We start from the raw sequence: 24,362 nt of genomic DNA on the forward strand, positions 1-24,362 counted from the left end.
TCTTTTATTTTGATTTTCCATCTGAAGGAATGGCCAGCGGCACACCTGCTTTAACCGGCGTACCAAATTCGGGCATTCCGTTTTTGTTCCAGGTAAATTTTTGTGCCCGCGGAGAGCGTTCACGGCCGCAGCCCTGTCCAGGTTCTGAGTTAGCATGATACAAAATCCAGTCTTCTGTTCCGTCCGGGGATTTAAAAAAAGAATTATGGCCGGGCGCATAAACGCCGTTTTCCGGTGATTGCTTAAAAACCGGTTCTGGGGATTTTTTCCAGGAAACCGGGTTCAGCAAATTGCTTTTGGTTGATGCGGTCAACATTCCTAAAGCGTAAAAATCTGTCCAGCAGCCACTTGCAGAATAAACAATAAAAATTTTATGGCCATGTTTTAAAAACTGCGGCCCTTCGTTCACATCCACATGCGCCGGGTTGCCGGCATCGTGCAAATCCCCGTTGCGTTCCCAGGCATAAGTTGGTTTTGACAACAGCACGCGTTTTCCGGCAATCGTCCAGGGGTTTTTCATCCGGGCGATAAAGATATTCTGGCGGCCGTTTACATCGCCTTCCCAGCCAGACCAAATCATGTACAGCTTTCCGTTCTGCTCAAAAACATCACTGTCGATAGCCCATTTATCCGACGGCGCGGCAACTTTCCCTTTAAAAACCCATTTGCCTTTAAACGGATCGGTAGCATTATTTTCTAAAACATACGTGCGGTGATGATCATTGCTGCCGTCATCCGCAGCAAAATAAACGTACCATTTGCCTTTGATGAAATGAAATTCGGGTGCCCAAATTTCTTTGGAATATGCAGTGCCTGCTGGTGGCACCCAAATGGTTTTGTTTTCGGCATTTTTTAAATCGGCCAGGTTTTTCGTTTTCCACAACACCAGTTTATTGCCCAGCGTATTGGTGTAATAATAATAGCCGCCTTTATAAAAGCTGTACGGATCGGCACCGGAAGGCAGCAGCGGATTGGTAAATGTTTGCTGCCCAAAAACCGAAAAAAACACCGGTAAAAGAAGTATGCTTAACAGAAGCTTTTTTTTCATGTTGATTTAGGTTGATCAAAAATTAACTGCTTAATCAGTTGCGGGGAAGCTGGCCGATTTGCGTACATAAATACTAATCTGTTTTTGCAGATCAAAATTATAGTGCTGGTTAATTTTTTGTTTATCAGCATAAAATCAACCCAACTATTAAAAACAAAAAAGCGAAACCAGGTTACGGTTTCGCTTTTGATATAAAATTAAGTTTTGTAGCTTCTTTTATAAAGGTTTTTTCAGGATTTTATGGTTGCCCGCTTCCGCCTGCAGAACCGTAAACCTGGCCGGTTGCATAACTGGCGTCGCTGGCGGCCAGCTGCACGTAAATAGAGGCTAACTCTACCGGCTGTCCGGGGCGGCCCATCGGTGTTTGTCCGCCAAACATTTTTAATTTATCCTGAGATGCACCACCGCTAACCTGCAACGGCGTCCAGATTGGTCCAGGTGCCACGCCATTTACCCGGATTCCTTTTGGGGCGAGTTGTTTGGCCAAGGATTTCACATAGTTCATGGTTGCGGCTTTGGTTTGCGCATAATCGTACAAATCCGGAGAAGGATCATAAGCCTGCTCGGAAGTGGTGCCGATAATTACCGATCCCGGCTGTAAATGCGGCAAGGCAGCTTTAATAATCCAAAACGGTGCGTAAATATTTGTTTTCATCGTCCAGTCAAACTGCTCCGAAGAAATATCCAAAATAGAGGCATGTGCCTGCTGGCGGCCGGCATTGCTCACCACAATATCCAAACCGCCCAACTGGTTTACGGCTTCTGCAACTAATTTCTGGCAGAAAGCTTCATCGCGCAGATCACCCGGAATGGCTACGGCTTTTCGGCCTTCAGCTTTAATCAAGGCAATTACTTCGCGTGCGTCCGGTTCTTCCGAAGGAAAATAATTGATGGCCACATCTGCACCTTCACGCGCATAAGCAATGGCTGCCGCACGGCCCATGCCAGAATCTCCGCCCGTGATCAAAGCTTTACGCCCGGCCAGCCTGCCCGAACCTTTGTAACTGGTTTCGCCATGGTCCGGCCGCGGGTCCATCTGGCTGGCCAAACCCGGCCAGGGCTGCGATTGGCCTTTGAACGGCGGCTTTGGGAATTTAGTGGTCGGATCTATCAGTTTTGCCGGTGCCGAAGTATCTAAACGCAATCCCTCCGCAGAAGCAAAAACCGGCGAAACGGCTGCCGCGGCCAAACCCGTGCCTATTCCGGCGATCACCTGCCGCCGACTGATTTTGTTGTTCTCATCCATAATGTAATGCTGTTGATTTGTTATTTGCTGCCTAAATAACCTATCTTATTAACATTGGTTTTTTTATTATTAAGAAAGAACAATGCTTTTTTTATAGGGTAAAAAAAGCATTGGCAATCAATTTGGACAAGGTTGAGAAATGGAATTTTTTAACTTAAATTTTAACAAAAACAGATTCCGAAAACCCTCAGCCTGAAAGAACGGATTAGGCCGGTATCCTTTCATCAAACCAAATGGCCGATACTGTTTTTACCCTATAAATTTCAGAAAACTTAAGGCTGGTTCAAGTCTGGCCCCTGTTCACTACCGTCTTCTTTGTTTTTCTTGAACTCCAGCTTGCCAAACTTATAACTCAGGCTGATCCCGAATGACCGCAACTGTATCTGGCGCAGGTTGGTTTGATAAAAGGTATCGCCCATCAAAACACTGTGCTGGTTAACAAACTTGTTGAACGGATTGGCAGCCGTTAGCCCGATGCTTGCTTTTCTGTCCAAAAACTGTTTGCGCAGCGCAAAATTATAAAAAGCAAACGACGGCCGCGTGCCCTGTATCGTGCGCTGCGAGGCGTTGTAATTGCCAAATACCTCTACAATTAAGTTGTGTTTAAAATTGTAGGAAGCGTTTAAATTGATACGATAAGTAAAGCCGCTTACTTTAGGGTTGCCGGGATTGGTAGAAACCCGATTGCCAAAAAACATGTTAGAGCGCAGGTTTAAGTTTTCATTAACCGGCACAGAACCGTATAAATTTGCGCCGGTAGTGGTTTCTGTGCCGATGTTATCGCGCAAGGTCAAAAACACGTTGGTATATTTTGTACCGCCGATGTTCAGGCTGTCATATTGTGTGGTATAAGATTGGATGTCGTTGGTATTGTGCCGGTAAAACAAGCCTGCATAAATGTTTGCCCCTTTTTCAAAGCTTTTGTTGTAACCAAGTTCGTAGTTATTACCGATTTCCGGTTTCAGGTCAGGTTTTCCGGTGCTGATGTTGTGCGGGTCGCTGATGTTGTAAAACGGGTTTAAATCACCATAATTAGGCCGCTGTACACGGTATGAATAACTTATTTTGATGGTTTGGGTTTCGTCCAGTTTGTGCGATATTACTGCGGAAGGTGCCAGGATATTATAGTTGGGCAGTGTTGTATTAGGAAAATCTGCGGTGGCGGTTGTGTACTCATCGCGCAAACCTGCTTTGGCACTGAGGAAATCATGGAACAGGTTAAACTGTGCCGATAAATAATAAGCGTAAATCTGTCGGCTGTAATTAAAGCCGTACGTTTGGTTGGCGTTTGGCACAAAATCACTTCCGGCCAAAGTATCGGTAGCAACCTGGTTGCTTATTTTTTCAAAAACACCTTTTACACCGGTTTCTACAATAAAACTTTTGCTGATAGGATGTACATAATCGATGCTGAGGTTGATTTCCCGGTCCTTGCCCGGATTATTGCTTTGCGAACCGGACGTTCTGTAATTTGCCGATTGGTAATTTTGCTGCTGAAAAAAGCTTGAAGTGTTTTTACCGTTGCTGCTGGTCAGCAAAACGTCAAACTCCTGGCCTTCTTTTTTAAAGGTTTTTTTGTATGATAAACTGTAATCAACCGCGTTTGCATTGAAATGACTGTTGGAATTGCGCAAACTCAGCAAATCAGAAAACGTGTTGGAATTGCCAACCTGCTGCCGGGTTTGCTCCTGATAAGTCAGCCCGTTGCCGCGGTTTCCAAAATGATTTGAGCTGATGGCCGCCGTTAAATCATCTTTCGGGGTAATGCTCCAGTTAAAACTGATACCGGTATTGTAGCCGCTCCGTGCAGTGGCATTGTCGCCGTTTTGCAGTAAACGGGAGCTGGTATCGCGGGCATTATTGTACGATAAACGATCATTTGCAGTGAGTGTATGCACGTTTATCTGAGTATTGCCCGATAAAAAAGCATTGACACCAAACCGGCCTTTGCGTGCGTTAAGGTTAATAGAGCCGTTTTCGAGCCTTGTGCCAGCCGACAGGTTTACGCTGCCGTTGAAACCCTCAACCCTGCTGTCTTTCAAAATGATGTTGATGATACCGCCTGTCCCGCTGGCGTCGTATTTGGCCCCGGGGCTGGTAATTACTTCAATACTTTTGATCTGGCTTGCCGGGATAGCTTGCAGCGCATCAGACAGACTCGCCCCAAAAATACTGGATGGTTTGCCGTTTATCAAAAACCGGATGTTGGAATTGCCTTGTAACTGCACGTTGCCATCCACATCAACGCTGATCATCGGTACTTTTTTAAGCACATCAATGGCAACGCCGCCTTGCGCAGTCAAATCGCTGGCTGCGTTGTAAACCAATTTATCGATCCGGTTTTCTACTGTGGCAGCTTTGCCCACAACGGTTATGCCTTTTAACTGGTTTTGCACGGCGGCTATCGGAACAGAACCTAAGTGCACATCTGAAGCCGTTGCAGAAATAACAACGCTGGCAAAAGTTTTACGCTGATAACCAATAAAATCTATGTTCAGCTGATAGGTTCCGGCAGGTATGTTTTTGATGATGAAATTACCTTTAGTATCTGTAACTGTGCCATTTACCGGGCTTGTACTGCCCTGTTTCAGCAGCGTAACGGTGGCATAATCAACCGGGGTTTTGGTAGCGGCATCCAACACGCGCCCCGTAATCTGGCCTTTGTTTACAGCTAGTTTATCCTGGGCATGTAACAGTTGAAACGCAAAAACCAGGATAAAAGTAAAACAGTATTTCATAAAAAAGCAAAAAATTAGAGCTGCAAAAATGAAACTTAACCTGGTATAAAAACCCAATTGTGCGTAAAGCCATAAAATCGTTACAATCAAAACGGTTTAAAAAAACCCGGCCGATGCTTCTTTTACAGACTAAATTTTTGTTCCAGCATATTTTATATGCTTCTTTTAGCACCTGAAAATTGCCCGAACTTTATTTGTTTTTGATGGATAAACTGATCCGGAACCACCAATTTTATAGTGCTAAAAGAAGCATTGTGCCTGTGCTTAAATTCGTAGCGGGTTTTAACTCCGGGCGATGAAGCGGCCAAGTAAATTTTGCCGGGATTTGTTTTATCTTCGGAAGATGTTTTTGAGGAAGCATCGTTATAAATTTTTGTTATGGAAAACCAACCAATCGTCCGTTTAAACTTTACCTGCAACCGCAACTGGGAAGATATGCAACCAGTTGAAAGCGGCCGTTTTTGCAACGATTGTCAGAAAAAAGTGGTTGATTTTACCGATAAAACTAATGATGAAATCGCTGCTTATTTAATGAGCAGTACAACGCAAGTTTGCGGCAGGTTTCATAATACACAACTCGTTCCTGCACTTCCAAAACCTGTTTGGAAACGCTGGCTTTCGGCGGCTGCCATGTTTGTTGCCGTTTTTATAGGGGTAAAAGAAGCATCGGCACAAAAGGTTATACAAAAGGATTCAGTATCAAAGCAAGCTACAAACCCAACAAGTTTTGGAGGGCCAGAAGTTATTCCACAGTTTCCGGGTGGTGAGGTTGCCTTTCAAAAATATCTGCATCAAAACCTTCGACAAATAAGCGGTATAACAGGAAGAGTAATTACTGTTTTTGTAATCGAAAAAGATGGTTCATTAAGCAACATCCAGGTTTTAAAAGGATTGGGTGAAGAAATTAATGAGGAAGTTATAAGAGTTATAAAAGCTAGCCCGAAATGGTTACCCGGAGTTTATAACGGTCAACCACAAAGAAAAGCTTATACGATGCCAATAAATTTCTAACCCACCTCCGGCTCCACCCAATTTCCGTCAACTTTAATAATCCCGATCAGTTCATCCAAAGCCAAAGCCGAAGGAACGTTTTTCTTCACTACTTCTTTGCCGCGGTAAAGCGTGATTTTATCCGGACCGGCGCCAACATAACCATAATCAGCATCGGCCATTTCGCCGGGGCCGTTTACAATGCAACCCATAATCCCGATTTTTAAACCTTTGAGATGAGATGTCCGGCTGCGGATCATTTGCGTGGTAACTTGCAAATCAAACAAAGTTCGGCCACAACTTGGGCACGAAATATATTCGGTTTTAGAAATCCGCGACCGCGCGGCCTGCAAAATCCCAAAAGCAGTGGAAGTGTTTGTTTTAGCAGGTATTTCCGGCGCATCAATCCAAATCCCGTCTCCAAAACCATCAACCAGCAAAGCACCAAAATCTGTGGCGGAGTAGAGCTGGAGAAGGGTTGTCGGGTCAGTTGAGCGAGGAGCGGAGATAGAAGATATGACAGACGCGCTTTGAATTACAGCAAGACTTTCCGCTCCTTTTTCTTCGCTCCCCACTCCTTCAAAAATGTAACTCCTCTTCACAATCACCGGCACCTTGATCCCATTTTTTACCAGGTAAAAGAAGCATTCGCGCTGATCGGCCATGCCATTTATTTCGTTGGTTTCCAGTACGAAAACCAAAGTTTCATCAATATTCAATTGTTTAAAAGCTTCGGTTTGCAAATCTTTGTTTTTGATTTTGACCAAATTTAACGCTCCATCTTTTTCTGCGGAAGCAATATATTCCTCCAAACCAAAAACCGGATGGCAGTTCTTTTTATCGGTCAAAAAACTCCAAGTTTTATAATTGTAAAGCTGTTTGAGGTTTCCCGGAAAAGCAAAAGAAGGCAGATTGTCAGCCAGATAAACAAAGTCAACCGACTGATCGGCCATGTTATATTTATCCAGCAGCGGCGAATAAAGGTAACCAGCATCAGCCATAATTGCCGGGTCTTTTAAATTTTTGGCCGATAAATCCAGCACCACACGCGGCACCATCGCGCCGCCGATAAAAGCGTTTGCTTCGTAAGTTTCGCGTTTTTTATATTCATAAGGAGAGTGAGAAAAGAGCGGAGATTGAAGTGCAGAGAGCGGATAAGCAGGTTTAAGATTGCTATTTCGCTCTTCTGTCTTCGCTCCTATTTCTTCGCTCTTCCTTCTTCGCTCCACATATCTCTCCACCAGCGCAATCGCAACCGGTGCCTCGCATTCCGGTTCTTCGGTGAGGGAAACGCGCACGGTATCGCCCAAACCGTCTTCCAGCAAAGTACCAATACCAACGGCAGATTTTATGCGGCCATCTTCGCCGTCCCCGGCTTCGGTAACGCCCAGATGCAGCGGATAATTCATGTTTTCGGCCACCATCGTTTCTACCAGCATACGGTACGCTTGCACCATTACTTGTGGGTTGCTGGATTTCATGGAGATCACCAGGTTATAATAGTTCAGGCTTTCACACATGCGGATAAATTCCATCGCAGATTCTACCATGCCGCGCGGCGTATCGCCATATTGGCTCATTATGCGATCTGACAATGAACCGTGATTGGTGCCGATCCGCATTGCCGTGCCATATTCTTTGCAGATATTGACCAAAGGCGTAAACTTTTTAAAGATGCGCTCCAATTCGTTTTGATATTCCTGTTCGGAGTAAACCAACTCGTCAAAACGTTTTTTATCGGCATAATTCCCCGGGTTGACGCGTACTTTCTCTACAATCCGAGCCGCAACTTCTGCTGCATTTGGGGTAAAGTGAATATCCGCCACCAACGGAACGTTGTAACCTTTTACACGCAATTGCTTTTTGATCTCGGCCAGGTTTTGTGCTTCTTTTACGCTTGGCGCCGTAATGCGCACGTATTCGCAACCGGCATCAACCATTCTTATCGTTTGCGCAACGGTTCCGGCAGTATCCATCGTATCGGTGGTGGTCATGCTCTGGATACGGATCGGGTTTTTTCCGCCCATCGGCACATCACCAATCTCAACTTCGCGCGTTAGCCAGCGTGAATATTCGGTTAATGAGTTACAATAACGGCCCGGTAAGGCTTTGATCGTTTCGGCGTTCATGCTTCAAAATAAAATAACACAAAAGTAAGCATTCTGCCAGGATCACGAATTTTTAGGTGGTAAAAGAAGCATCAGCCAAAAGGAGAAACCGGAGAAAAATATCCACAGTTTTTAATTATTTTCTTCAAAATAACCAAAAACAATAAACCGGTTTTATTTCAGGATCGTAAACTCACAAGTTGTGCCTTCATTTAAAACAGAGTTTAGTTTTAGTTCTCCGCCTAAACTTTCTATCAGGTTTTTTACGGTTGATAAGCCGATTTTTGCCTTATTATCTTCGGGGCTGGTTTCAGCTTTTGTAAAATCCAGCGGTTTAAAAATGTTCTTCAGCACTTCGGGCCCTATACCTCTGCCGTTGTCAAATATTTTAAAGTGATAAAACTGCTGATCTTCCTCAAAATCAATCCGGATATTGATGCTGTTTTTATCGGTGTTTTTTGCGGCATAATGCAGCAGGTTGATAAAAATCTGCTCTAAGGCAATCAAAGAAGTTTTAACATAAACGGCCTGCTTAGGTATTTCAACGTGTATATTTTCCGGGATACACAGTAATTTTAAGATATGCAACAGCAAATCATTTACATAAATCCGGTCTTTTCTTTTTGTTAAAACGGTATTAGCTTTAGAATAATCCAGCATGTTGTTCAAAAACCCGAGCAGTTTTTTAGAAGAATGATTAATCGTATCTAAAAAGTAGTTTGCTTTATCGTCCATCAGCCCGCTGTATTTTACTTTAAACATTTGGGCCGATAACATAATGCTTGTGAGTGGGGTTTTAATATCGTGCGAGGCAATTAAAGCAAAACGTTCTAAGTATTGATGCGATTCCTGTAGTTCAGTAACACTTCGGTCTAATTCAGCGGTTTTTTTGCGCAGCTCCAGCTGGTTTATCACTTGTTTGGCCAATACTTTTAGGGCAGAAATTTTTTCATCAGAAATGTTTTTAGGCTGATGGTCGATCACACATAAAGTACCTAAAGGATAACCTTCGTTGTTGACCAGCGGCACGCCAACATAAAAAATCACATGCGGGTTGCCCGTAGCAAGCGGGTTGTTTTTAAACCGTTCGTCCTGCATGGCATCCGGCACAACCATAACCTCCAGCGGATTTAAAATCGCATGAGCGCAAAACGCATAATCTTTATCTGTTTCCCTGATTTTCAGTCCGTAATTAGACTTGAACCATTGGCGTTTATCATCAACTAAGCTGATCAAAGCAATCGGGGTTCCGCAAATTTGAGAGGCCAGCTCGGTAATTTCATCAAAACTTTTTTCGTATGAAGTATCCAAGATTGCATACGAATTCAGGGCATTTAATCGTTCGGTTTCGTTTTTCGGCAGAGAAGGCTTCTTCATAATCACATTTTTTAGTGAAACCTTGTAAATAAAGTATCAGAAAAGGCTACAAGTTGTAATAAAACAACACTCTAACTACAACAGGCAGCCCAAAAAGTGTGATCTTTTTTTAGTTGGCGGAAAGTACGGCTAACTTCCCATCGCGTACAACACAATATTTACCCCAAATTTAGTGTTGTCTTCTGCCAGGAAACGTTTGTTGCGGAAATCATAATCCCATTCGCAGCCATAGTCTTTATTGCTGTATAAAACCGCAATCCGGCCGTTAATTTCGATGGCTTTCAGGTAATCATGGATCAGGTCATCGCCCCAGCCGTTCAGTTCAAAAGCAGTATTTGGCGGACCTTTTTCAAAATTGAAAAACGACGAATAAATGGGATGGTTTGGCGGGATTTTTTTTAAAGCGTGCGGGCCAAACAAGGCCGACATCTGTGCTTCAAAAGAACGGGCAAAAAGCCCGTCTATATCATGGTTGCAATCATCCGCAAAAATAAAACCGCCATTTTGCACATATTGCTTAAAATTAGCCCTTTCGGCAGCGTTGAATTGCACTAATTTATGGCCGCTGAGGTAACAAAACGGCGATTGAAAAATTTCCGGGCTGCTTAAATCGATGATTTTTTCCTGCGGATTGATAGGGATTGTAGTGTATTCGATCAGCGAATTGAGGATATTGGAAGGCATCCTTTGATCGGTATCCCAATCCCCGGAAGTATATCTCAAACGCGTAAACGTAAATTTTGCGGCATTCATCGTTCTAAATTATTGCAAATTTTATGCAATACTGTTTTTATCGATATAAATCTTGTAAAGTTTCTGCTACGCTGTAATAGTTTTTTAAATTGAAGGATTTTATTTCTATTTTTCTCGAAGAACAAACCGGGATTTTATTTTCGTAATTATAAAACGCTTTGGAAACTACAGAAATCGACCTTAAAAATTTACTCGGCAAGCTTTTATCGCTTAAAAACGAAATCCAAAAAGTTATTATCGGCCAGGATCAGGTTTTAGATGAGATTTTGGTGGCTTTGCTGGCCGGCGGCCATTGCCTGCTGGAAGGCGTGCCCGGATTGGCCAAAACGTTGATGGTAAGAACGTTATCGCAAGCGTTGGATTTATCTTTTCGGCGCATTCAGTTTACACCGGATTTAATGCCGACAGATATTGTTGGCACCGAGATTTTGGAGGAAGACCACGTTACCGGCAAACGCTTTTTTAAATTTAACAAAGGGCCGCTTTTCGCCAATATTGTTTTGGCCGATGAAATTAACCGTACGCCGCCCAAAACGCAGGCCGCGCTACTGGAAGCCATGCAGGAATTTGAAGTTACTTACGGCGGACAAACTTATCCTTTAGACCGTCCGTTTTTTATTTTGGCCACCCAAAACCCGATTGAGCAGGCCGGAACGTACCCCCTGCCCGAAGCACAGCTGGACCGTTTTTTATTATACGTCAAAATCGGCTACCCAACCGCACAGGAGGAATTTAACGTTTTGAACAGCACGACCGGCAGCAGAAAAGTACAGGTAAACCCGATTTTGGGCGGGGAAGAGATCAGGCAACTGCAAGGTTTGGTGCGCGATGTTAGCATTAACGACGACCTGGTGCACTACGTTAGCGATTTGATCCGCGCCACGCGGCCGGATACCACAACTGTTCCTTACATCAAAGAATGGGTTCGCTGGGGAGCTGGCCCGCGTGCCGGGCAGGCGTTAATTTTAACGGCCAAAGCGCGTGCGTTGTTCAAAGGTCGTTATTCCGTGCTGATGGAAGACCTTCATAATATGGCTTACCCGGTTTTGCGCCACCGTATTTTGATGAATTTTAAAGCCGAAGCCGAAAATGTAAGTTCGGACAGGGTTACCACAGAATTGATTAAAGCAATTGAACGGCCGAAAGTGCTGGCTTGACAATGCTGTTTTTATCGGTATAAAATTATATCTATACAAGAATATTAAGAATCATGTTTGAAGCAGAACAATTGAAACAAAGCATCATACAAACTTTAGATCAGGCTGATGAAAAAACACTTCGTATGTTACAGGCGATCTTACAGATTCATTTGGAACACGATTTTTGGGATGATTTGCCAGATGAAATAAAAAACGAGGTTGAAGAATCAATCAAACAAGGTGAGAGAGGTGAGGGAATAACGCACGAGGAGATGATGAAAAAATACCTTAAATAAGAATCTTAAATGTCCCGCCTCCTCGATCCGAAAATTGTTATGTCTATCAAAAGCCTGCAACTGGCTGCCAAAATGGTGGTTGATGGTTTTATGAACGGCATAAACAAAAGTACCATCAAAGGTCCGGGAATGGAATTTAGCCAGTACCGAAGCTACCAGCCGGGCGATGATTTGCGCTCATTGGACTGGAAAATGTTTGCGCGCTCCGATCGCTATTATATCCGCGAAAGCGAGGTGGAAACTAATATTTCGGTGCGTTTCCTGGTTGACGCCAGTGCGTCAATGAACCACGAAGATAATGGCTATAAAAAGAGCACTTATGCCGCTTATTTAACTGCTTCGCTGGCTTACTTGGCTAATTTACAGGCAGATGCAACCGGTTTGTACGTGCTGCAAAACGGCGGTTTGTTTTCTTTGGTGCCGAGGCAAAACACGCAGCATTTAAACCGTTTGTTTTATCAGCTGGAGAACTTAAATCCCGCAGGGAAATTTACAGAACCCGTCAATTATAAAGAACTTTTTGCCGGAAACGGAAAGCGGGAACTGCTCGTTTTTGTTACGGATTTTTATGAGGAAAACGGTGAAATCATGGCTTTGCTGGATAAATTATCAACCTTAAAACATGAGATCATTGTGTTCCATTTGATCGGAAAAAACGAACTAGAACTCGATTTTGCCGGATATACAACTTTGGAAGATTTGGAAACCGGGCAAACCATCCAAATCAATGCTGTACAAGCCCAAAAAACTTATAAACAGACATTAAATGAACGTTTGACTTATATCAAAACCCAGCTTTTAAACCGGAATATTTTTTACCGCCTGATCAGCATGGACCAACCTCTGGATTTGGCTTTGCGCGATTTTTTGAACCAGCGGACGAAAGGGTTTTGAGGAGGTAAGAGGTATGAGGCATCAGGTAGATAAAAAGTTTAACAATAAAAGGCACGAAACACAGGTTGCCCATACCTCAAACCCCATACCTCACACCTAAAAATGCTGCAACTAACAAACCCTTTATGGCTATGGGCAATTGCCGGAATCCTCGTTCCGGTCATGGTTCACTTGTGGCACGTTAAAACCGGAAAAACGCTCAAGATCGGCAGTATTGCACTGCTGGGCAAAAGTGCGCGGCAAAGTTCGCGTAGTTTCCGCATCACCAATTGGCCGCTGCTGCTTTTGCGGTGTTTATTATTGCTTTTGCTGGCGTTTTTGCTGAGCGGCCCTATCTGGCCCAAACCGGCAAAAATTACGCAAACAAAAGGCTGGGTTTTGCTTGAAAAAACACCGGTAAAAGAAGCATATCAGCATTTTAAACCCAAAATTGATTCGTTGCTGAAGGCCAGTTACGAACTGCATTTGTTCGATACTTCTTTTAGGGCGGTAAAATTGGCGGAAGTTTTGAAAGATACTGTCCACCAGCAAAATGAAGCCGATTACCGGGCGTTGCTGAAATTGCTCGAACAAAAAATCCCGCAAAAAAATAATGTTTATTTGTTCACTTCCAATCAGTTACAACATTATCCCGGAAAACGGTCTGCATTGAATCTGAACCTTGACTGGCAAACTTATACACCGGCAGATTCTGTTTCTGCCTGGGTCCAGAGCGCGTTTTTGACTTCTTCGGACAGTATCCGCGTGATTTTGGGCGGCAGCAAACCCGGCGGTACTGTTTTTAGCACCAAAAATTTGCAGTCCGGCGATCGTGGAAACCCTCGTTTCAAGGTTTTTTTTGAAGAAGGAAAACCGTTTGTTTCGCTCCAAAACAATCCGCAAAAAGCAGTTGCCGTAGATACTTCGACCTTAAAAATCACGGTTTACCAAAATCAATATGCCGCGGATGCAAAATATTTGGAAGCCGCGTTGCAAGCTGTTAAAAAATTTAGCGGCCGAAAAATGAAGCTTGTTTTTACAGATAACTTCAACCAAATCCGAGCTGATCAAAACTGGGTTTTCTGGTTGTCCGATCAAAAAATCCCGCAAAAATTTTCAAAAATAGTTTCAGGCGGAAGTTTTTTTCAGTACGAAACCGGCCAATTGCAAAACATCAATTCCTGGATCAATGCCAATCAGGATTTTGCCGGGAACGAAGCGGAACAAATCAATTTATACCAGCATTTTTTACCCGGTAAAAACAGCATTACAAACGCAGAAACGATTTGGCAGGATGGTTTTGGCCAGCCAGTTTTAAGCTTGCAATCAACCCAAAACAGCAATATTTATCATTTTTACAGTCGTTTTGACCCAGCCTGGAATGATTTGGCCTGGAGCAGCAACTTCCCGAAAATGATACTGGATTTGATTTTGAAAAGCTATCCGCAGCCTGATTTTTCTAAGTACGATAAACGTATTTTGGCCGAAAATCAAATCCAATCTTCCGCAAAAAACCAAGCTGAAACCACTTTTAAGAACCCTAAAACTTCGGAAATTGCGGATTTAAAACATGGTTTCTGGTCCGCTTTGTTCCTGATTTTTTTATTGGAACGGATTTTATCAGCCCAGACTAAAAAACAGGAAATTTATGGTTGAGGAAAACGAAAAACCAGTAATTGTAAACTGGCAAAAAAAGTGGAAAAGGATCAATATTTTGTCGCTGGTTTTGCTGGTTTTGGCGGCGGTACTGTTTTTATCGACTATATTTCATCTGCTTTTTTCGCTTTCTTTTTGGTGGGTTTTGCCAATGATCCTGGTTTTTGCGGCGATTGTTTTTGCAACGGACCAATCCTGGAAAATCACTGTTTTGGAAGTTGCACGTTTTTTCAACCAGCGTTTCCCGGAGCTGGAGGAAAGTGCAGAACTCAGCTTAAAACCAACAAACTCGCTAAATCTTTTAGAGCAGTTGCAAAAACAGAAAGTAGAAAATATTTTGCCGCAACTTCCTCAGCTTAAACCTTTTTATAAAAAATTACAGCTTGCGGTTTTGATGTTGGCCGCAGCTTTGGCTTTTGTTTTTTTGTTATGGAAAAGTAACCTGAAACCGATACAAACCAAATTTAACCCGATAAAAGAAGTATTTAGTCCCAATGGAAAACCGGCCGTAAAACCGGAAGTTATTTTGCCGGAAATCGATCATTTCAGCCTGAAAATCAGTCCGCCAGGTTATACCGGCAAAAGCACGCGTGAACAAAAAAAATTCTCGATTGATGCGGAAGACGGCGCAATCGTAAATTGGGAAATCAGCACAAACAAAGCGGTAAAAAGTCTGACTTTGATTTTTAATGATCGTGAAAAATTATCATTAAGCGCAGTAAATCAGGATTATACGGAATGGAAAACGGCTAAAATGATCAGCAAACCCGGTTTTTATCAGGTTGATCTGGATGGTAAACTTTCAGAATTGTACCAGGTGGAAGTGATCAAAGATTTGCCGCCGGTGATCCGTATTTTATCACCAAAACCAAGCACTGTAATTGATTTTGGCGAACCGCAAAAAACCATGCTAAAAACAGCATTGAGCGATGATTACGGCATCCGGGAAGCCTACATCAACGCCACAATTGCCAGCGGAAGTGGCGAGGCCGTGAAATTTAAAGAGCAGAAATTGCGTTTTGATGCTTCGTTTTCCGGTCGTCAGACACAATATCAGTTATACAAACAGCTGGATTTGAAAGCTTTAGGGATGCAGCCCGGCGATGAATTGTATTTTTATATAAAGGCGACGGACAACCGAAACCAGGAAACGCGTTCGGAAGTTTACATCATTTCTATTGCGGATACGGCCAAACTGATGCAGCTTGACGGCATGGTGAACAGCCTGGACATAAAGCCGGAATTGTTTAGAAGCGAGCGGCAAATTATTATCGAAACCGAACAACTGCTGCGTGAAAAAGACACGATCAAGGCTGAAAATTTTAAGAAAAGAAGTCAGGATTTGGGTTTTGACCAGAAACTTTTACGCCTGCGTTACGGCAAGTTTTTGGGTGAAGAAAATGAGTCCGGCGGTGATCCGGAAGACGCAAACACGTTGGACAATCCGGCAGATTTTAGCAATGCCAACAAAATTTTTGATGCTTATACCGATAAGCACGACAATGCCGAAGATGCCAGTTTTTTGGAGCCGGAAACCAAAAATCAACTTAAGGCCACGCTGAACGAAATGTGGAGTGCCGAGCTGCGTTTGCGCACATACAAACCGCGGGAAGCATTGTCTTTTGCCTACAAAGCATTGCGTTTGCTGAAAGATCTGCAGCAAAAATCCCGTGCGTATGTGGCCAAAACGAGTGCTAAAACGGCACCGCTGAAACCAGCCGAAAAACGGCTGACCGGCGATCTGACAAAAATTATTGCACCAATTACACAGCAGGATTTTAAGAAACAAAACGATCCGGATTTATCGCTGCGGCAAACGGCCAACCTGCTGAACCAATTGAAAAACGGTGCTGGTTTGGGCGAGGCATCGTTGCAGGTTTTGCGGCAAAGTAATTTAAAAATCAGTGAAAAAGCGGCTGCGCAGCCTTCGGTTTATTTGCCTGCGGTTGCTTCTTTCAGGAAGATTTTAGCGCAGGTCAATCAACCAAAAAACATTGACAGACAAGATATTTCAACGGTAGAAAAAGCGGTTTGGAAGATGCTTCCGGCGGTTGCCAAATTGCCGCAGCGGGCAGAAAACACGCCTGATTTGGGTTTGTCTGACGCTTATTTTCAAAACCTGACCCACACAAACCGATCAAAATGATGTGGAACATAGTGGTGCTTTCGGCTTCTTTTTTACTGCTGGTTTTCCTGGTTTTTAAGGAGATCAAACGTACGCAGAAACAGCGTTTGGTTTGGCGTTTGCTGGCTTCGTTTCTGGCAGTGGCGAGTTTGGTCTGCCTGGCCGTTCCGCCGTTTTATTATGGTAAAAAAAGCATTGGCAATCAACATGAAATCTTGTTGCTGACGGATGGGTTTAGCAAGGATAGTTTGCGTTTTTTTGGGCAGAAAACGTTGGTTTATACCGCTGATGAAGCGGTTTTCCAGAACCTGCGTTCACCCAAAATCCGGTTTATTGCCGATTTGGGTCTGTGGCGAAAAAATCTCCCTCAAAACACTTCGCTGCATATTTTGGGAAATGGTTTGGAGGAAGCAGAATTACAAAAACTGGATCAGCTTCCGGTCCGGTTTATCGCCCCTGAACTGCCTTCCGGAATTCAAAAAATCAATTGGACGCACCGGACAAATACAGGCGAAAGTTTTCGGGCACAAGGCCGTTTCCTCAACCAAAATAATCAGGAAATCAAACTGGTTTTAAAAGGATCGGGCACCGGTTTGGATTCTGTAAAAATAGGTGCTAAAAGAAGCATTGATTTTTCGCTGAACGCTGTACCGAAGCAAAGCGGTAACGCCGTTTTCAGGCTGCTGGCTTTAGCCGGAAAAGATACGCTGGAAAACGAACCGTTGCCATTTATCATTGAGCCGGTAAAAAAGCTGAAAGTGTTGCTGCTTGCCGCTTCGCCGGATTTTGAAAGCCGGTTTTTGAAAAACTGGCTGGCCGAAAATGCTTATGCCGTTGCTGCGCGAAGCACCATCAGCAAAAACAAAACCACCACAGATTTTGGCAATATGGGCAAGCTGCCGCTGGATAAAATCACGCCTGCGCTGCTCCAAAATTTTGATGTGCTGATTTGTGATGCCAGCGCGTTTGGCAATTTGGGCAAAGCAGAAACGGCGGCAATTTTAGCACAAACGGACCGGAAAGGTTTGGGTTTGATTTTCCGGGCAGATAGTGGCAATGCTTCTTTTATCAGGCAAAATTTTGCGGTTTATCCTTCCAATGATCCGCAGAAAACGTTGAATTTAAAACTAAACGATGGCCATGATTTGCGCTTAACTATTCAAACCAATCATCCTTTTTTCATTAAAAACCAGGCCAATTCGCAGGTTTTGGTGAAAGATCAAAGCAATCATTTGCTGGCTGACAGTAAATTGTTTGGTTCGGGCAAAATAATTTTATCAACTTTAAACAATACTTTTAGCTGGCAACTTTCCGGCAAGAAGAAGGAATACGCGGCTTTTTGGTCGCTGCTGATTTCTAAAGCTTCCCGGAAAATCAACCTGAAAGAAAATGTTTCAGCCCAAATTTATGCCGATAAAAACAGCATGGCCACTGTCAGGCTGGAAAATACGGCAAATACATCAGCGATAAAAATCAACGGTACAGTTGTTGCCCTTCAGCAAAATCCGGTCGTCCCGTTTATCAGGGAAGGGTTTTTTTGGCCGCTAAAATCTGGCTGGACCAACATTCAAAACTCTGAATATCCTGCAACCGGCATGTATATTTTTGATAATCAGGATTGGAAAACGTTAAAATCAACCCAAAAGATCAATTTAACCCGTAATTACGCCCGGCAGTTTGCTTTTGATCAAACCAAAAACCGAATACAGCAAAAAGCTGAACTGATTTTTATGCCAGTCGGCCTGTTTTACTTTTTATTTCTGCTCTCCTGCGCGTTTTTATGGTTTGAAACAAAATTTTTATAAATAATTTCCTTTTAGTTTAACTGAAAAACATTAGCTTGGGGCTTTTATAAACACCATTTAATTTGGAGGACAACCATTGAAAAGAAGTGATTTTTTGTACTTATCGGGCTTAGGGCTTGGTGCGGCAATGCTGCCCCAAATGCCTGCTTTTGCCCGGCCGATTGATCCGATGGCCGCTTTGTATGACGGCATGGACGTGCGGCAGAAAAAGCAGCTGGCGGATGTTGCGCTGAATGCTGCGCGTGCCAAAGGTGCCAGTTATGCCGATGTGCGCATTGGCCGATATCTGAACCAGGCCGTGATCACGCGCGAAAACAGGGTGCAAAACATTGCCAATACCGAATCGCAAGGCGTTGGTATCCGCGTAATTGCGAACGGCTGCTGGGGTTTTGCGGCTTCCAACAACATGACGAAGGAAGACGTGGCAAAAACTGCCGAACGTGCCGTGGCCGTAGCCAAAGCGAATGCAAAAATCCAGGCCGAACCCGTGCAGCTTGCCCCGCAGAAAGGTTATGGCGAAGTGAGCTGGAAAACACCGATCGAGATAAACGCTTTTGAGGTGCCGATCAAAGATAAAACCGATCTTCTATTATCGGTAAACGCGGCAGCAAAAGCGGGCGGTGCCAATTTTATCAATTCCACGTGCTTTGCGGTGAACGAGCAGAAATATTTTGCCTCTACGGATGGTTCTTACATCGATCAGGATATCCACCGCCTTTTCCCAAGCTTTACGGTCACAAAAATCGATCAGGCTTCGGGCAAATTTCAAACCCGGAAATCGTTAAGTTCTCCGGTTGGGATGGGTTATGAATATCTGAACGCGCGCCCGCAGGATAAAGTTGCCGGCATTGTTACGCGTTATAAAGACCGTTACGATATGCTGGAAGATGTAAAAGCGGCGGCAAACGACGTGAACCAGAAAATCAAGGCAAAAACAGTAGAGCCGGGCAAATATGATCTGATTTTGGACCCTTCGCATTTGTGGCTCACCATCCATGAATCTGTTGGACACCCAACAGAGCTTGACCGTGTTTTGGGTTACGAAGCCAACTATGCCGGAACCAGTTTTTTAACGTTAGATAAATGGGAATCCAAAAAATTTCAGTTTGGCAGCAAACTGGTAAATGTGGTTGCCGATAAAACACAGCCCGGTTCGCTGGGTGCAGTTGGGTATGATGATGAAGGCGTAAAATGTAAAAAGTGGGATTTGATCAGCGATGGGATTTTGGTGAATTACCAGGCCATCCGCGATCAGGCGCATATCATCGGCTTAAAAGAATCGCAGGGCTGCTGCTATGCGCAAAGCTGGGACGATGTGCAGTTTCAGCGCATGGCCAATGTTTCCCTTGAACCCGGAAAAACAAAACTGAGTGTGGACGACATGATCAAAAACACCGAAAAAGGCATTTATATCATTGGTGATGGCTCTTTTTCTATCGATCAGCAACGTTATAATTTCCAGTTTGGCGGACAAACTTTTTACGAGATCAAAAACGGGAAAATTGCAGGTATGCTGAACGATGTGGCCTACCAGGCCAACACGCGCGAATTCTGGAACTCCTGCTCGGCAATTGCCGATGCAAGCGATTACCGTTTGGGCGGTGCTTTTAATGATGGAAAAGGGCAGCCTTCGCAATCCAACGCGGTTTCGCATGGCTCGGCAACAACAAAATTTAATGGTGTAAATGTGATCAACACGGCACGGAAAATTTAACCAGGATTGATCAGAATTTGAGAATAAGGCAGAACGCTTCTTTTACACTATAAAATTTAACCAGAATTAATAGAATTTAAGAATTAACAGGATGCTGTTTTACAATATAAAATCTGTGGAATCATTTTCAATCTTAGAAATAATTCTAAAAAATCTGTGAAATCATATAAAAATCTGTGAAATCAAAATAAAAAACATGGCGATATTAACTAAAGAAGAAGCCCAAACGATACTCAAAAAAGTACTTGGTTTTTCTAAGGCGGATGAATGTGAGGTTGGTTTAGCCGGTCGGGAAGGCGGCAACATCCGTTATGCCCGCAACGGCGTTTCTACCGCTGGCGATATCAGCTCGCTTGGGCTGGCGGTAACTTCAACATTTGGCAAAAAATCGGCAACTTCTACTATAGATCAGTTTGATGACCAATCGCTGCAAACGGTTGTAAAACGATCTGAAGAACTGGCCCGCCTCGCCCCGGAAAACCCGGAACACATGCCCCTGGCCGGTCCGCAGGATTTCCCTGACGGTATTGGTTATGTACCTGAAACCGCAGCCATGACACCGGACACACGTGCCGATTTAGTGGCCAAAAGCATTCAGGTTTGTAAAGATGCCAGTTTGCAGGCGGCAGGTTTCCTCGAAAACACAACCGGTTTTAATGCCTTTATGAACTCTAAAGGCTTATTTGGCTATGATAAAGATACCGACGTAATATTTTCGGTAACTACGCGCAATGCAGCAGGTACGGCTTCGGGTTATGCAGCCCGCGGTTTTAACGACATCAGCAAGCTGGACACCTTATCCGCTACCAAAATTGCAGCAACCAAAGCCAATCGTTCTTTGGGTGCCAAAGCCATCGAACCCGGAAAATATACGGTAATTCTGGAACCAGTTGCCGCAACCTATATGCTGGAAAATATGTTTCGGTTTGATGCGCGTCAGGCAGATGAAGGCCGCAGTTTTTTAAGCAAACCGGGTGGCGGTACACGTTTGGGCGAGAAGTTGATGGACGAAAAAGTGACCATTTACTCTGACCCTTACAATACCGAATTGCCCGGAAATACCTGGAACCGGGATGGCGAAAAGCTGGAAAAAACCACCTGGATTGATAAAGGTGTGGTTAAAAACCTGAGTTATTCGCGCTATTGGGCTGAGAAAAAAGGCGTAAAACCGTTGCCTGGCCCAAGCAATATCATTATGGAAGGCGGCACGGCATCTATTGAAGATCTGATTAAAAGTACGGAGCGCGGTATTTTGGTTTCGAGGCTTTGGTACATCCGGATGGTAGATCAGCAAACACTGCTTTTGACCGGCCTGACCCGTGATGGTACGTTTTATATTGAAAACGGAAAAATCATGTACCCGGTAAAAAATTTCCGATTCAATGAAAGTCCGGTTATTATGCTGAACAACGTAGAAGCTTTGGGCAAACCGGAGCGCAGCATCAGTGTAGAATCTTACCGCAGCTATCTGATCCCGCCGATGAAAATTCGGGATTTTACCTTCAGTTCGCTGTCGGACGCGGTATAAATCCTCAAAAATATGTCATAAAAGAAGCACGGTCAGGACGATCGTGCTTCTTTATTTATAGCATTTGTGAAAACCAAAAACTACTTTCATTTTTAAAATGTTTTTAACAACTGCTTTACGCAAAAAGGACGCATCAACCCAAAAAACTTTGCTTGTTCAGTTATGCTGATTTTTCTGCGTGTTTACCGTTTTTAAGGAAATATACCCTAAAAAACACCGATAAAAGAAGTATTTTATTTCATCAGCCATTTTACCAAATCCGCCGCAGCTTTATCATTATCGAAACCTGCTGGCAAACGGCCATTCACGTATTCATTGTACAACCATGGGTCTCCTACGGCCACCACTTTTCCTTTACCAAAGTTTGCTTCCGCAATGATCACGGCACTACCCGAATAAAGTAAAGCTTCGGCTGGTTTTTTAACAGTGATGGAGCAGGCATCTTTCATAAAAATTTTTGCGGCTGTTTTAAAAACCGGATTATTTACGGGTATAACGGCACCATCTGCAAAATGCTGATCATCAGTTACATGGTTGATCATCTGATTGTTAAAGTGCATCCCAAACTTTTCTGCAAGTTTGTTAAAATTCGGCAGTTCAACATTGGCACTGTCATTGGCAAAAAGCAGCAATGTTCCGCCTGCTTTTACCCATTGGGCAATCACGTTTGCATCAGCCTGACTAATATATTTTGGGTCCGGACTTTCTTTTTTTGTGTCGGGATCAACAATAATGTAAACAGTCGTTTTTTTGAGCTTATTCAGCGTTGGTTCTTCATAAAGCGTTTGCAGCCGGGCACCGTTGTTTTTAAAAATCTCCCCGAATATGGAAAAACCATTATTGTCTTTTTCTTCCCATTTGTAGTGAAAAGATTGTACCGCACCGTCTGCCGTTTTGCGGTGCTCGTTATTAAAGTAAGAATCGAGTGTTACTACTTTTTCCTGAGCCTTTGCCCGGGCAACAAAAGCAGCCACAAAAGCCAATGTTAAAAACAGTTTGTTCATGCTGATGAATTTAAAGATACGCTTGTGTTTTTGTTGAAAAATGTTTTCATGCAGATTCAAATCGCTGTTTGATAAGCTTTTAAAAAATGATTAAATTGATTTGTCATGCTTCTTTTATCACCTAAAATCTGGTAATTTTTTTCAATGGCCAAAACCGAAAACCCTAAATTTACAGGCATAAAAGAAGCATCTGATTGTTGCTGATAAAAACCTTACCGCAAATCGCCGATAGCAACGGGATCCATATCGCTGTAAACTAAGTTTTCGCCGGCCATCCCCCAGATAAACCCATAACATGCTGTGCCACAGCCAGAATGTATTGACCATGGCGGGGAAATTATGGCTTGGTTATTGGCCACGACAAGATGTCGCGTTTCCTGCGGCTCGCCCATAAAATGGATTACGCGGTGCTCTTCGGGCATGTCAAAATAAAAATAAGCCTCTGTACGGCGTGTGTGCGTGTGCGCCGGCATGGTGTTCCAAACGCTTCCGGGGCTTAAAATGGTCAGGCCCATCACCAATTGGCAGCTTTTCAGGCCGTCCAAATGAATATACCGATAAATTGTTCTGTGGTTTGCAGTTTCCTGTGCGCCCATTGTTCCGGGTGAAGCTTCGTCCTTAGTCATTTTTTTTGAAGGATAAGTTTGATGTACCGATGCAGAAAGCAGGTAAAACAAAGCAGGATCAGCCGGGTCGTTGCTCTTGAAAACAACATTTTTGGTACCTTTTCCGAGGTAAACGCAAGTCAGTTTTTCCAAATCGAAAGTTACGCCGTCGGCCTCAACCTGTCCGGCGCCGCCAACATTGATGATGCCTATTTCGCGTCTTTCCAGGAAATATTCTGCCCTTAGTTCCGGATGGTTTTCCAGTTTAATTGTTTTCGTTACCGGTTTTGCCCCGCCAATGATCATCCGGTCGTAATGCGAGTAAACCAATTTTACTTCATCATCAACCATCAGGTTTTGTGCGAGAAAATTTGAACGCAATTCCTCCGTGTCCATTTCGCTAGTCTCTTTCGGGCTGTTTTGAAATCTTATTTCCATTTTGATACTTCTTTTATCGGTATAATTTTAGCGGCCCATCCATCCGCCATCCACAGTTAAAATTGTTCCGTGAACATAATCTGCAGCAGCAGAAGCAAGAAACACGGCCGGGCCTTTAAAATCTTCTGCTTCTCCCCAGCGGTTTGCCGGGATGCGTGATAAAATGGCATTGCTCCGGTCCGGGTCATTCCGCAAAGCTTCCGTATTATCGGTGGCGATATACCCGGGCGCAATCCCATTTACGTTGATGCCTTTTGATGCCCATTCGTTGGACAAAGCTTTGATCAAACTGCCCAGAGCCGCTTTGCTGGCCGCATAACCGGGAACGTTGATACCGCCCTGAAAAGTAAGCAAAGAACAGGTAAAAATGATTTTGCCCGAACCTTGTTCCAGCATTCTTTTTCCAATCTCCCTGGCCAAGATAAAAGGCGTATCCAGGTTTACGGCCATTACTTTGTCCCACATTTCATCCGGATGTTCGGCAGCAGGTTTACGCAAGATCATGCCGGCGTTGTTGATCAGGATGTCGATTTTGGGATTTTTAGTGAAAAGTTTTTCTAAAAACCCGTACAGTTTCCTACGATCAGAAAAATCGGCCTGGTACGCTTTAAACTTCCTGCCCAAAGCGGTGATTTCTTTTTCTGTTTCACTCCCTTCCAGTTCCAACGAAGCCGAAACTCCAATTACATCTGCACCGGCTTCGGCCATGGCAACGGCCATTGCTTTGCCGATACCGCGGTTACAGCCGGTTGCCAAAACAACTTTCCCGGTCAGGTCAAATAAGTTATTTTCCATTAGGTATAATATTGGTTTTGGGGTTGAATATAGCTGATGTATTGTTATAAAAACATATCAATGCAAGTTACGAACTCAGTATCAACAATAGATGACAAAAAATGAAGGGTTCCTGACGGGCATA

The 24,362-nt window shown here is 43.7% G+C and carries 20 protein-coding genes; 9 read left to right on the forward strand and 11 right to left on the reverse strand.

Annotated elements, in window-relative coordinates:
• Positions 1-4: 4 nt before the first annotated feature.
• The 4 genes from ACOFKR_RS15400 to ACOFKR_RS15415 all read right to left on the reverse strand — a co-directional run bounded on the left by ACOFKR_RS15400 (position 5) and on the right by ACOFKR_RS15415 (position 5,451).
• Complete coding sequence (locus ACOFKR_RS15400) at positions 5-1,048, reverse strand: family 43 glycosylhydrolase (protein WP_419801686.1); 1,044 nt, start codon at positions 1,046-1,048, stop codon at positions 5-7.
• A 238-nt stretch (positions 1,049-1,286) separates the two neighbouring features.
• Positions 1,287-2,294, reverse strand: coding sequence for an SDR family oxidoreductase (locus ACOFKR_RS15405; RefSeq protein WP_419801687.1), 1,008 nt, complete (start codon positions 2,292-2,294; stop codon positions 1,287-1,289).
• 272 nt (positions 2,295-2,566) lie between these two features.
• On the reverse strand, positions 2,567-5,032 hold the full coding sequence (locus tag ACOFKR_RS15410; RefSeq protein ID WP_419801688.1) for a TonB-dependent receptor domain-containing protein: 2,466 nt from the start codon (positions 5,030-5,032) through the stop codon (positions 2,567-2,569).
• A gap of 152 nt (positions 5,033-5,184) precedes the next feature.
• Entirely contained in the window at positions 5,185-5,451 is a 267-nt protein-coding gene (locus ACOFKR_RS15415) for a hypothetical protein (protein ID WP_419801689.1), read from the reverse strand.
• Between the two features lie 16 nt (positions 5,452-5,467).
• On the opposite strand from ACOFKR_RS15415, the gene ACOFKR_RS15420 reads away from it, so the two are divergent.
• Complete coding sequence (locus tag ACOFKR_RS15420; protein WP_419801690.1) at positions 5,468-6,043, forward strand: energy transducer TonB; 576 nt, start codon at positions 5,468-5,470, stop codon at positions 6,041-6,043.
• Here ACOFKR_RS15420 and ispG read toward each other — a convergent pair.
• From ispG to ACOFKR_RS15435, 3 genes are all read right to left on the reverse strand, one after another.
• Positions 6,040-8,151 (reverse strand): (E)-4-hydroxy-3-methylbut-2-enyl-diphosphate synthase, encoded by a 2,112-nt coding sequence (gene ispG / locus ACOFKR_RS15425; protein ID WP_419801691.1) that lies wholly within the window; start codon positions 8,149-8,151, stop codon positions 6,040-6,042. The two genes, ACOFKR_RS15420 and ispG, sit on opposite strands and share 4 nt — an antisense overlap.
• Positions 8,152-8,304: 153 nt before the next feature.
• Complete coding sequence (locus tag ACOFKR_RS15430) at positions 8,305-9,507, reverse strand: GAF domain-containing sensor histidine kinase (RefSeq protein ID WP_419801692.1); 1,203 nt, start codon at positions 9,505-9,507, stop codon at positions 8,305-8,307.
• Positions 9,508-9,636: 129 nt separating this feature from the next.
• Positions 9,637-10,260 (reverse strand): DUF4159 domain-containing protein, encoded by a 624-nt coding sequence (locus ACOFKR_RS15435; protein WP_419801693.1) that lies wholly within the window; start codon positions 10,258-10,260, stop codon positions 9,637-9,639.
• 158 nt (positions 10,261-10,418) lie between these two features.
• Between ACOFKR_RS15435 and ACOFKR_RS15440 the strand changes: the two genes are divergently transcribed.
• From ACOFKR_RS15440 to ACOFKR_RS15475, 8 genes are all read left to right on the forward strand, one after another.
• On the forward strand, positions 10,419-11,417 hold the full coding sequence (locus ACOFKR_RS15440; protein WP_419801694.1) for an AAA family ATPase: 999 nt from the start codon (positions 10,419-10,421) through the stop codon (positions 11,415-11,417).
• A 53-nt stretch (positions 11,418-11,470) separates the two neighbouring features.
• Positions 11,471-11,695 (forward strand): hypothetical protein, encoded by a 225-nt coding sequence (locus ACOFKR_RS15445; RefSeq protein ID WP_419801695.1) that lies wholly within the window; start codon positions 11,471-11,473, stop codon positions 11,693-11,695.
• A 9-nt stretch (positions 11,696-11,704) separates the two neighbouring features.
• Complete coding sequence (locus tag ACOFKR_RS15450; protein ID WP_419801696.1) at positions 11,705-12,589, forward strand: DUF58 domain-containing protein; 885 nt, start codon at positions 11,705-11,707, stop codon at positions 12,587-12,589.
• A 102-nt stretch (positions 12,590-12,691) separates the two neighbouring features.
• Positions 12,692-14,224 (forward strand): BatA domain-containing protein, encoded by a 1,533-nt coding sequence (locus ACOFKR_RS15455; RefSeq protein ID WP_419801697.1) that lies wholly within the window; start codon positions 12,692-12,694, stop codon positions 14,222-14,224.
• Positions 14,217-16,370 (forward strand): hypothetical protein, encoded by a 2,154-nt coding sequence (locus tag ACOFKR_RS15460; RefSeq protein ID WP_419801698.1) that lies wholly within the window; start codon positions 14,217-14,219, stop codon positions 16,368-16,370. Before ACOFKR_RS15455 ends, ACOFKR_RS15460 begins: the two co-directional genes overlap by 8 nt.
• A complete protein-coding gene (locus ACOFKR_RS15465) occupies positions 16,367-18,154 on the forward strand; it encodes a hypothetical protein (RefSeq protein WP_419801699.1) in 1,788 nt (595 codons plus the stop codon). Before ACOFKR_RS15460 ends, ACOFKR_RS15465 begins: the two co-directional genes overlap by 4 nt.
• Before the next feature lie 76 nt (positions 18,155-18,230).
• On the forward strand, positions 18,231-19,868 hold the full coding sequence (locus ACOFKR_RS15470; RefSeq protein WP_419801700.1) for a TldD/PmbA family protein: 1,638 nt from the start codon (positions 18,231-18,233) through the stop codon (positions 19,866-19,868).
• A gap of 196 nt (positions 19,869-20,064) precedes the next feature.
• On the forward strand, positions 20,065-21,396 hold the full coding sequence (locus ACOFKR_RS15475; RefSeq protein WP_419801701.1) for a TldD/PmbA family protein: 1,332 nt from the start codon (positions 20,065-20,067) through the stop codon (positions 21,394-21,396).
• Positions 21,397-21,629: 233 nt separating this feature from the next.
• Here the strand turns inward: ACOFKR_RS15475 and ACOFKR_RS15480 are convergent, their stop codons facing one another.
• Genes ACOFKR_RS15480 through ACOFKR_RS15495 form a run of 4 tightly spaced genes read right to left on the reverse strand, consistent with a single transcriptional unit; the run spans position 21,630 to position 24,238 of the window.
• On the reverse strand, positions 21,630-22,400 hold the full coding sequence (locus ACOFKR_RS15480) for a DUF4350 domain-containing protein (protein ID WP_419801702.1): 771 nt from the start codon (positions 22,398-22,400) through the stop codon (positions 21,630-21,632).
• A gap of 56 nt (positions 22,401-22,456) precedes the next feature.
• A complete protein-coding gene (locus tag ACOFKR_RS15485) occupies positions 22,457-22,579 on the reverse strand; it encodes a hypothetical protein (protein ID WP_419801703.1) in 123 nt (40 codons plus the stop codon).
• Between the two features lie 33 nt (positions 22,580-22,612).
• The gene (gene kduI / locus ACOFKR_RS15490; RefSeq protein WP_419801704.1) at positions 22,613-23,443 is read right to left on the reverse strand and encodes a 5-dehydro-4-deoxy-D-glucuronate isomerase; all 831 of its coding nucleotides are present in this window, start codon (positions 23,441-23,443) and stop codon (positions 22,613-22,615) included.
• Positions 23,444-23,470: 27 nt separating this feature from the next.
• Positions 23,471-24,238, reverse strand: coding sequence for an SDR family NAD(P)-dependent oxidoreductase (locus ACOFKR_RS15495; RefSeq protein ID WP_419801705.1), 768 nt, complete (start codon positions 24,236-24,238; stop codon positions 23,471-23,473).
• Positions 24,239-24,362 lie beyond the last annotated feature (124 nt).

It is taken from the genome of Mucilaginibacter sp. (assembly GCF_965201005.1).
Taxonomy (GTDB): domain Bacteria; phylum Bacteroidota; class Bacteroidia; order Sphingobacteriales; family Sphingobacteriaceae; genus Mucilaginibacter_A.

Bases quoted from the DNA above. Each gene is read 5' to 3' on its own strand.
- ACOFKR_RS15400 (WP_419801686.1), bottom strand. From the start codon at position 1,048: ATGAAAAAAAAGCTTCTGTTAAGCATACTTCTTTTACCGGTGTTTTTT.
- ACOFKR_RS15405 (WP_419801687.1), bottom strand. From the start codon at position 2,294: ATGGATGAGAACAACAAAATCAGTCGGCGGCAGGTGATCGCCGGAATA.
- ACOFKR_RS15410 (WP_419801688.1), bottom strand. From the start codon at position 5,032: ATGAAATACTGTTTTACTTTTATCCTGGTTTTTGCGTTTCAACTGTTA.
- ACOFKR_RS15420 (WP_419801690.1), top strand. From the start codon at position 5,468: ATGCAACCAGTTGAAAGCGGCCGTTTTTGCAACGATTGTCAGAAAAAA.
- ispG (WP_419801691.1), bottom strand. From the start codon at position 8,151: ATGAACGCCGAAACGATCAAAGCCTTACCGGGCCGTTATTGTAACTCA.
- ACOFKR_RS15430 (WP_419801692.1), bottom strand. From the start codon at position 9,507: ATGAAGAAGCCTTCTCTGCCGAAAAACGAAACCGAACGATTAAATGCC.
- ACOFKR_RS15435 (WP_419801693.1), bottom strand. From the start codon at position 10,260: ATGAATGCCGCAAAATTTACGTTTACGCGTTTGAGATATACTTCCGGG.
- ACOFKR_RS15445 (WP_419801695.1), top strand. From the start codon at position 11,471: ATGTTTGAAGCAGAACAATTGAAACAAAGCATCATACAAACTTTAGAT.
- ACOFKR_RS15450 (WP_419801696.1), top strand. From the start codon at position 11,705: ATGTCCCGCCTCCTCGATCCGAAAATTGTTATGTCTATCAAAAGCCTG.
- ACOFKR_RS15455 (WP_419801697.1), top strand. From the start codon at position 12,692: ATGCTGCAACTAACAAACCCTTTATGGCTATGGGCAATTGCCGGAATC.
- ACOFKR_RS15460 (WP_419801698.1), top strand. From the start codon at position 14,217: ATGGTTGAGGAAAACGAAAAACCAGTAATTGTAAACTGGCAAAAAAAG.
- ACOFKR_RS15465 (WP_419801699.1), top strand. From the start codon at position 16,367: ATGATGTGGAACATAGTGGTGCTTTCGGCTTCTTTTTTACTGCTGGTT.
- ACOFKR_RS15475 (WP_419801701.1), top strand. From the start codon at position 20,065: ATGGCGATATTAACTAAAGAAGAAGCCCAAACGATACTCAAAAAAGTA.
- ACOFKR_RS15480 (WP_419801702.1), bottom strand. From the start codon at position 22,400: ATGAACAAACTGTTTTTAACATTGGCTTTTGTGGCTGCTTTTGTTGCC.
- ACOFKR_RS15485 (WP_419801703.1), bottom strand. From the start codon at position 22,579: ATGCCTGTAAATTTAGGGTTTTCGGTTTTGGCCATTGAAAAAAATTAC.
- kduI (WP_419801704.1), bottom strand. From the start codon at position 23,443: ATGGAAATAAGATTTCAAAACAGCCCGAAAGAGACTAGCGAAATGGAC.
- ACOFKR_RS15495 (WP_419801705.1), bottom strand. From the start codon at position 24,238: ATGGAAAATAACTTATTTGACCTGACCGGGAAAGTTGTTTTGGCAACC.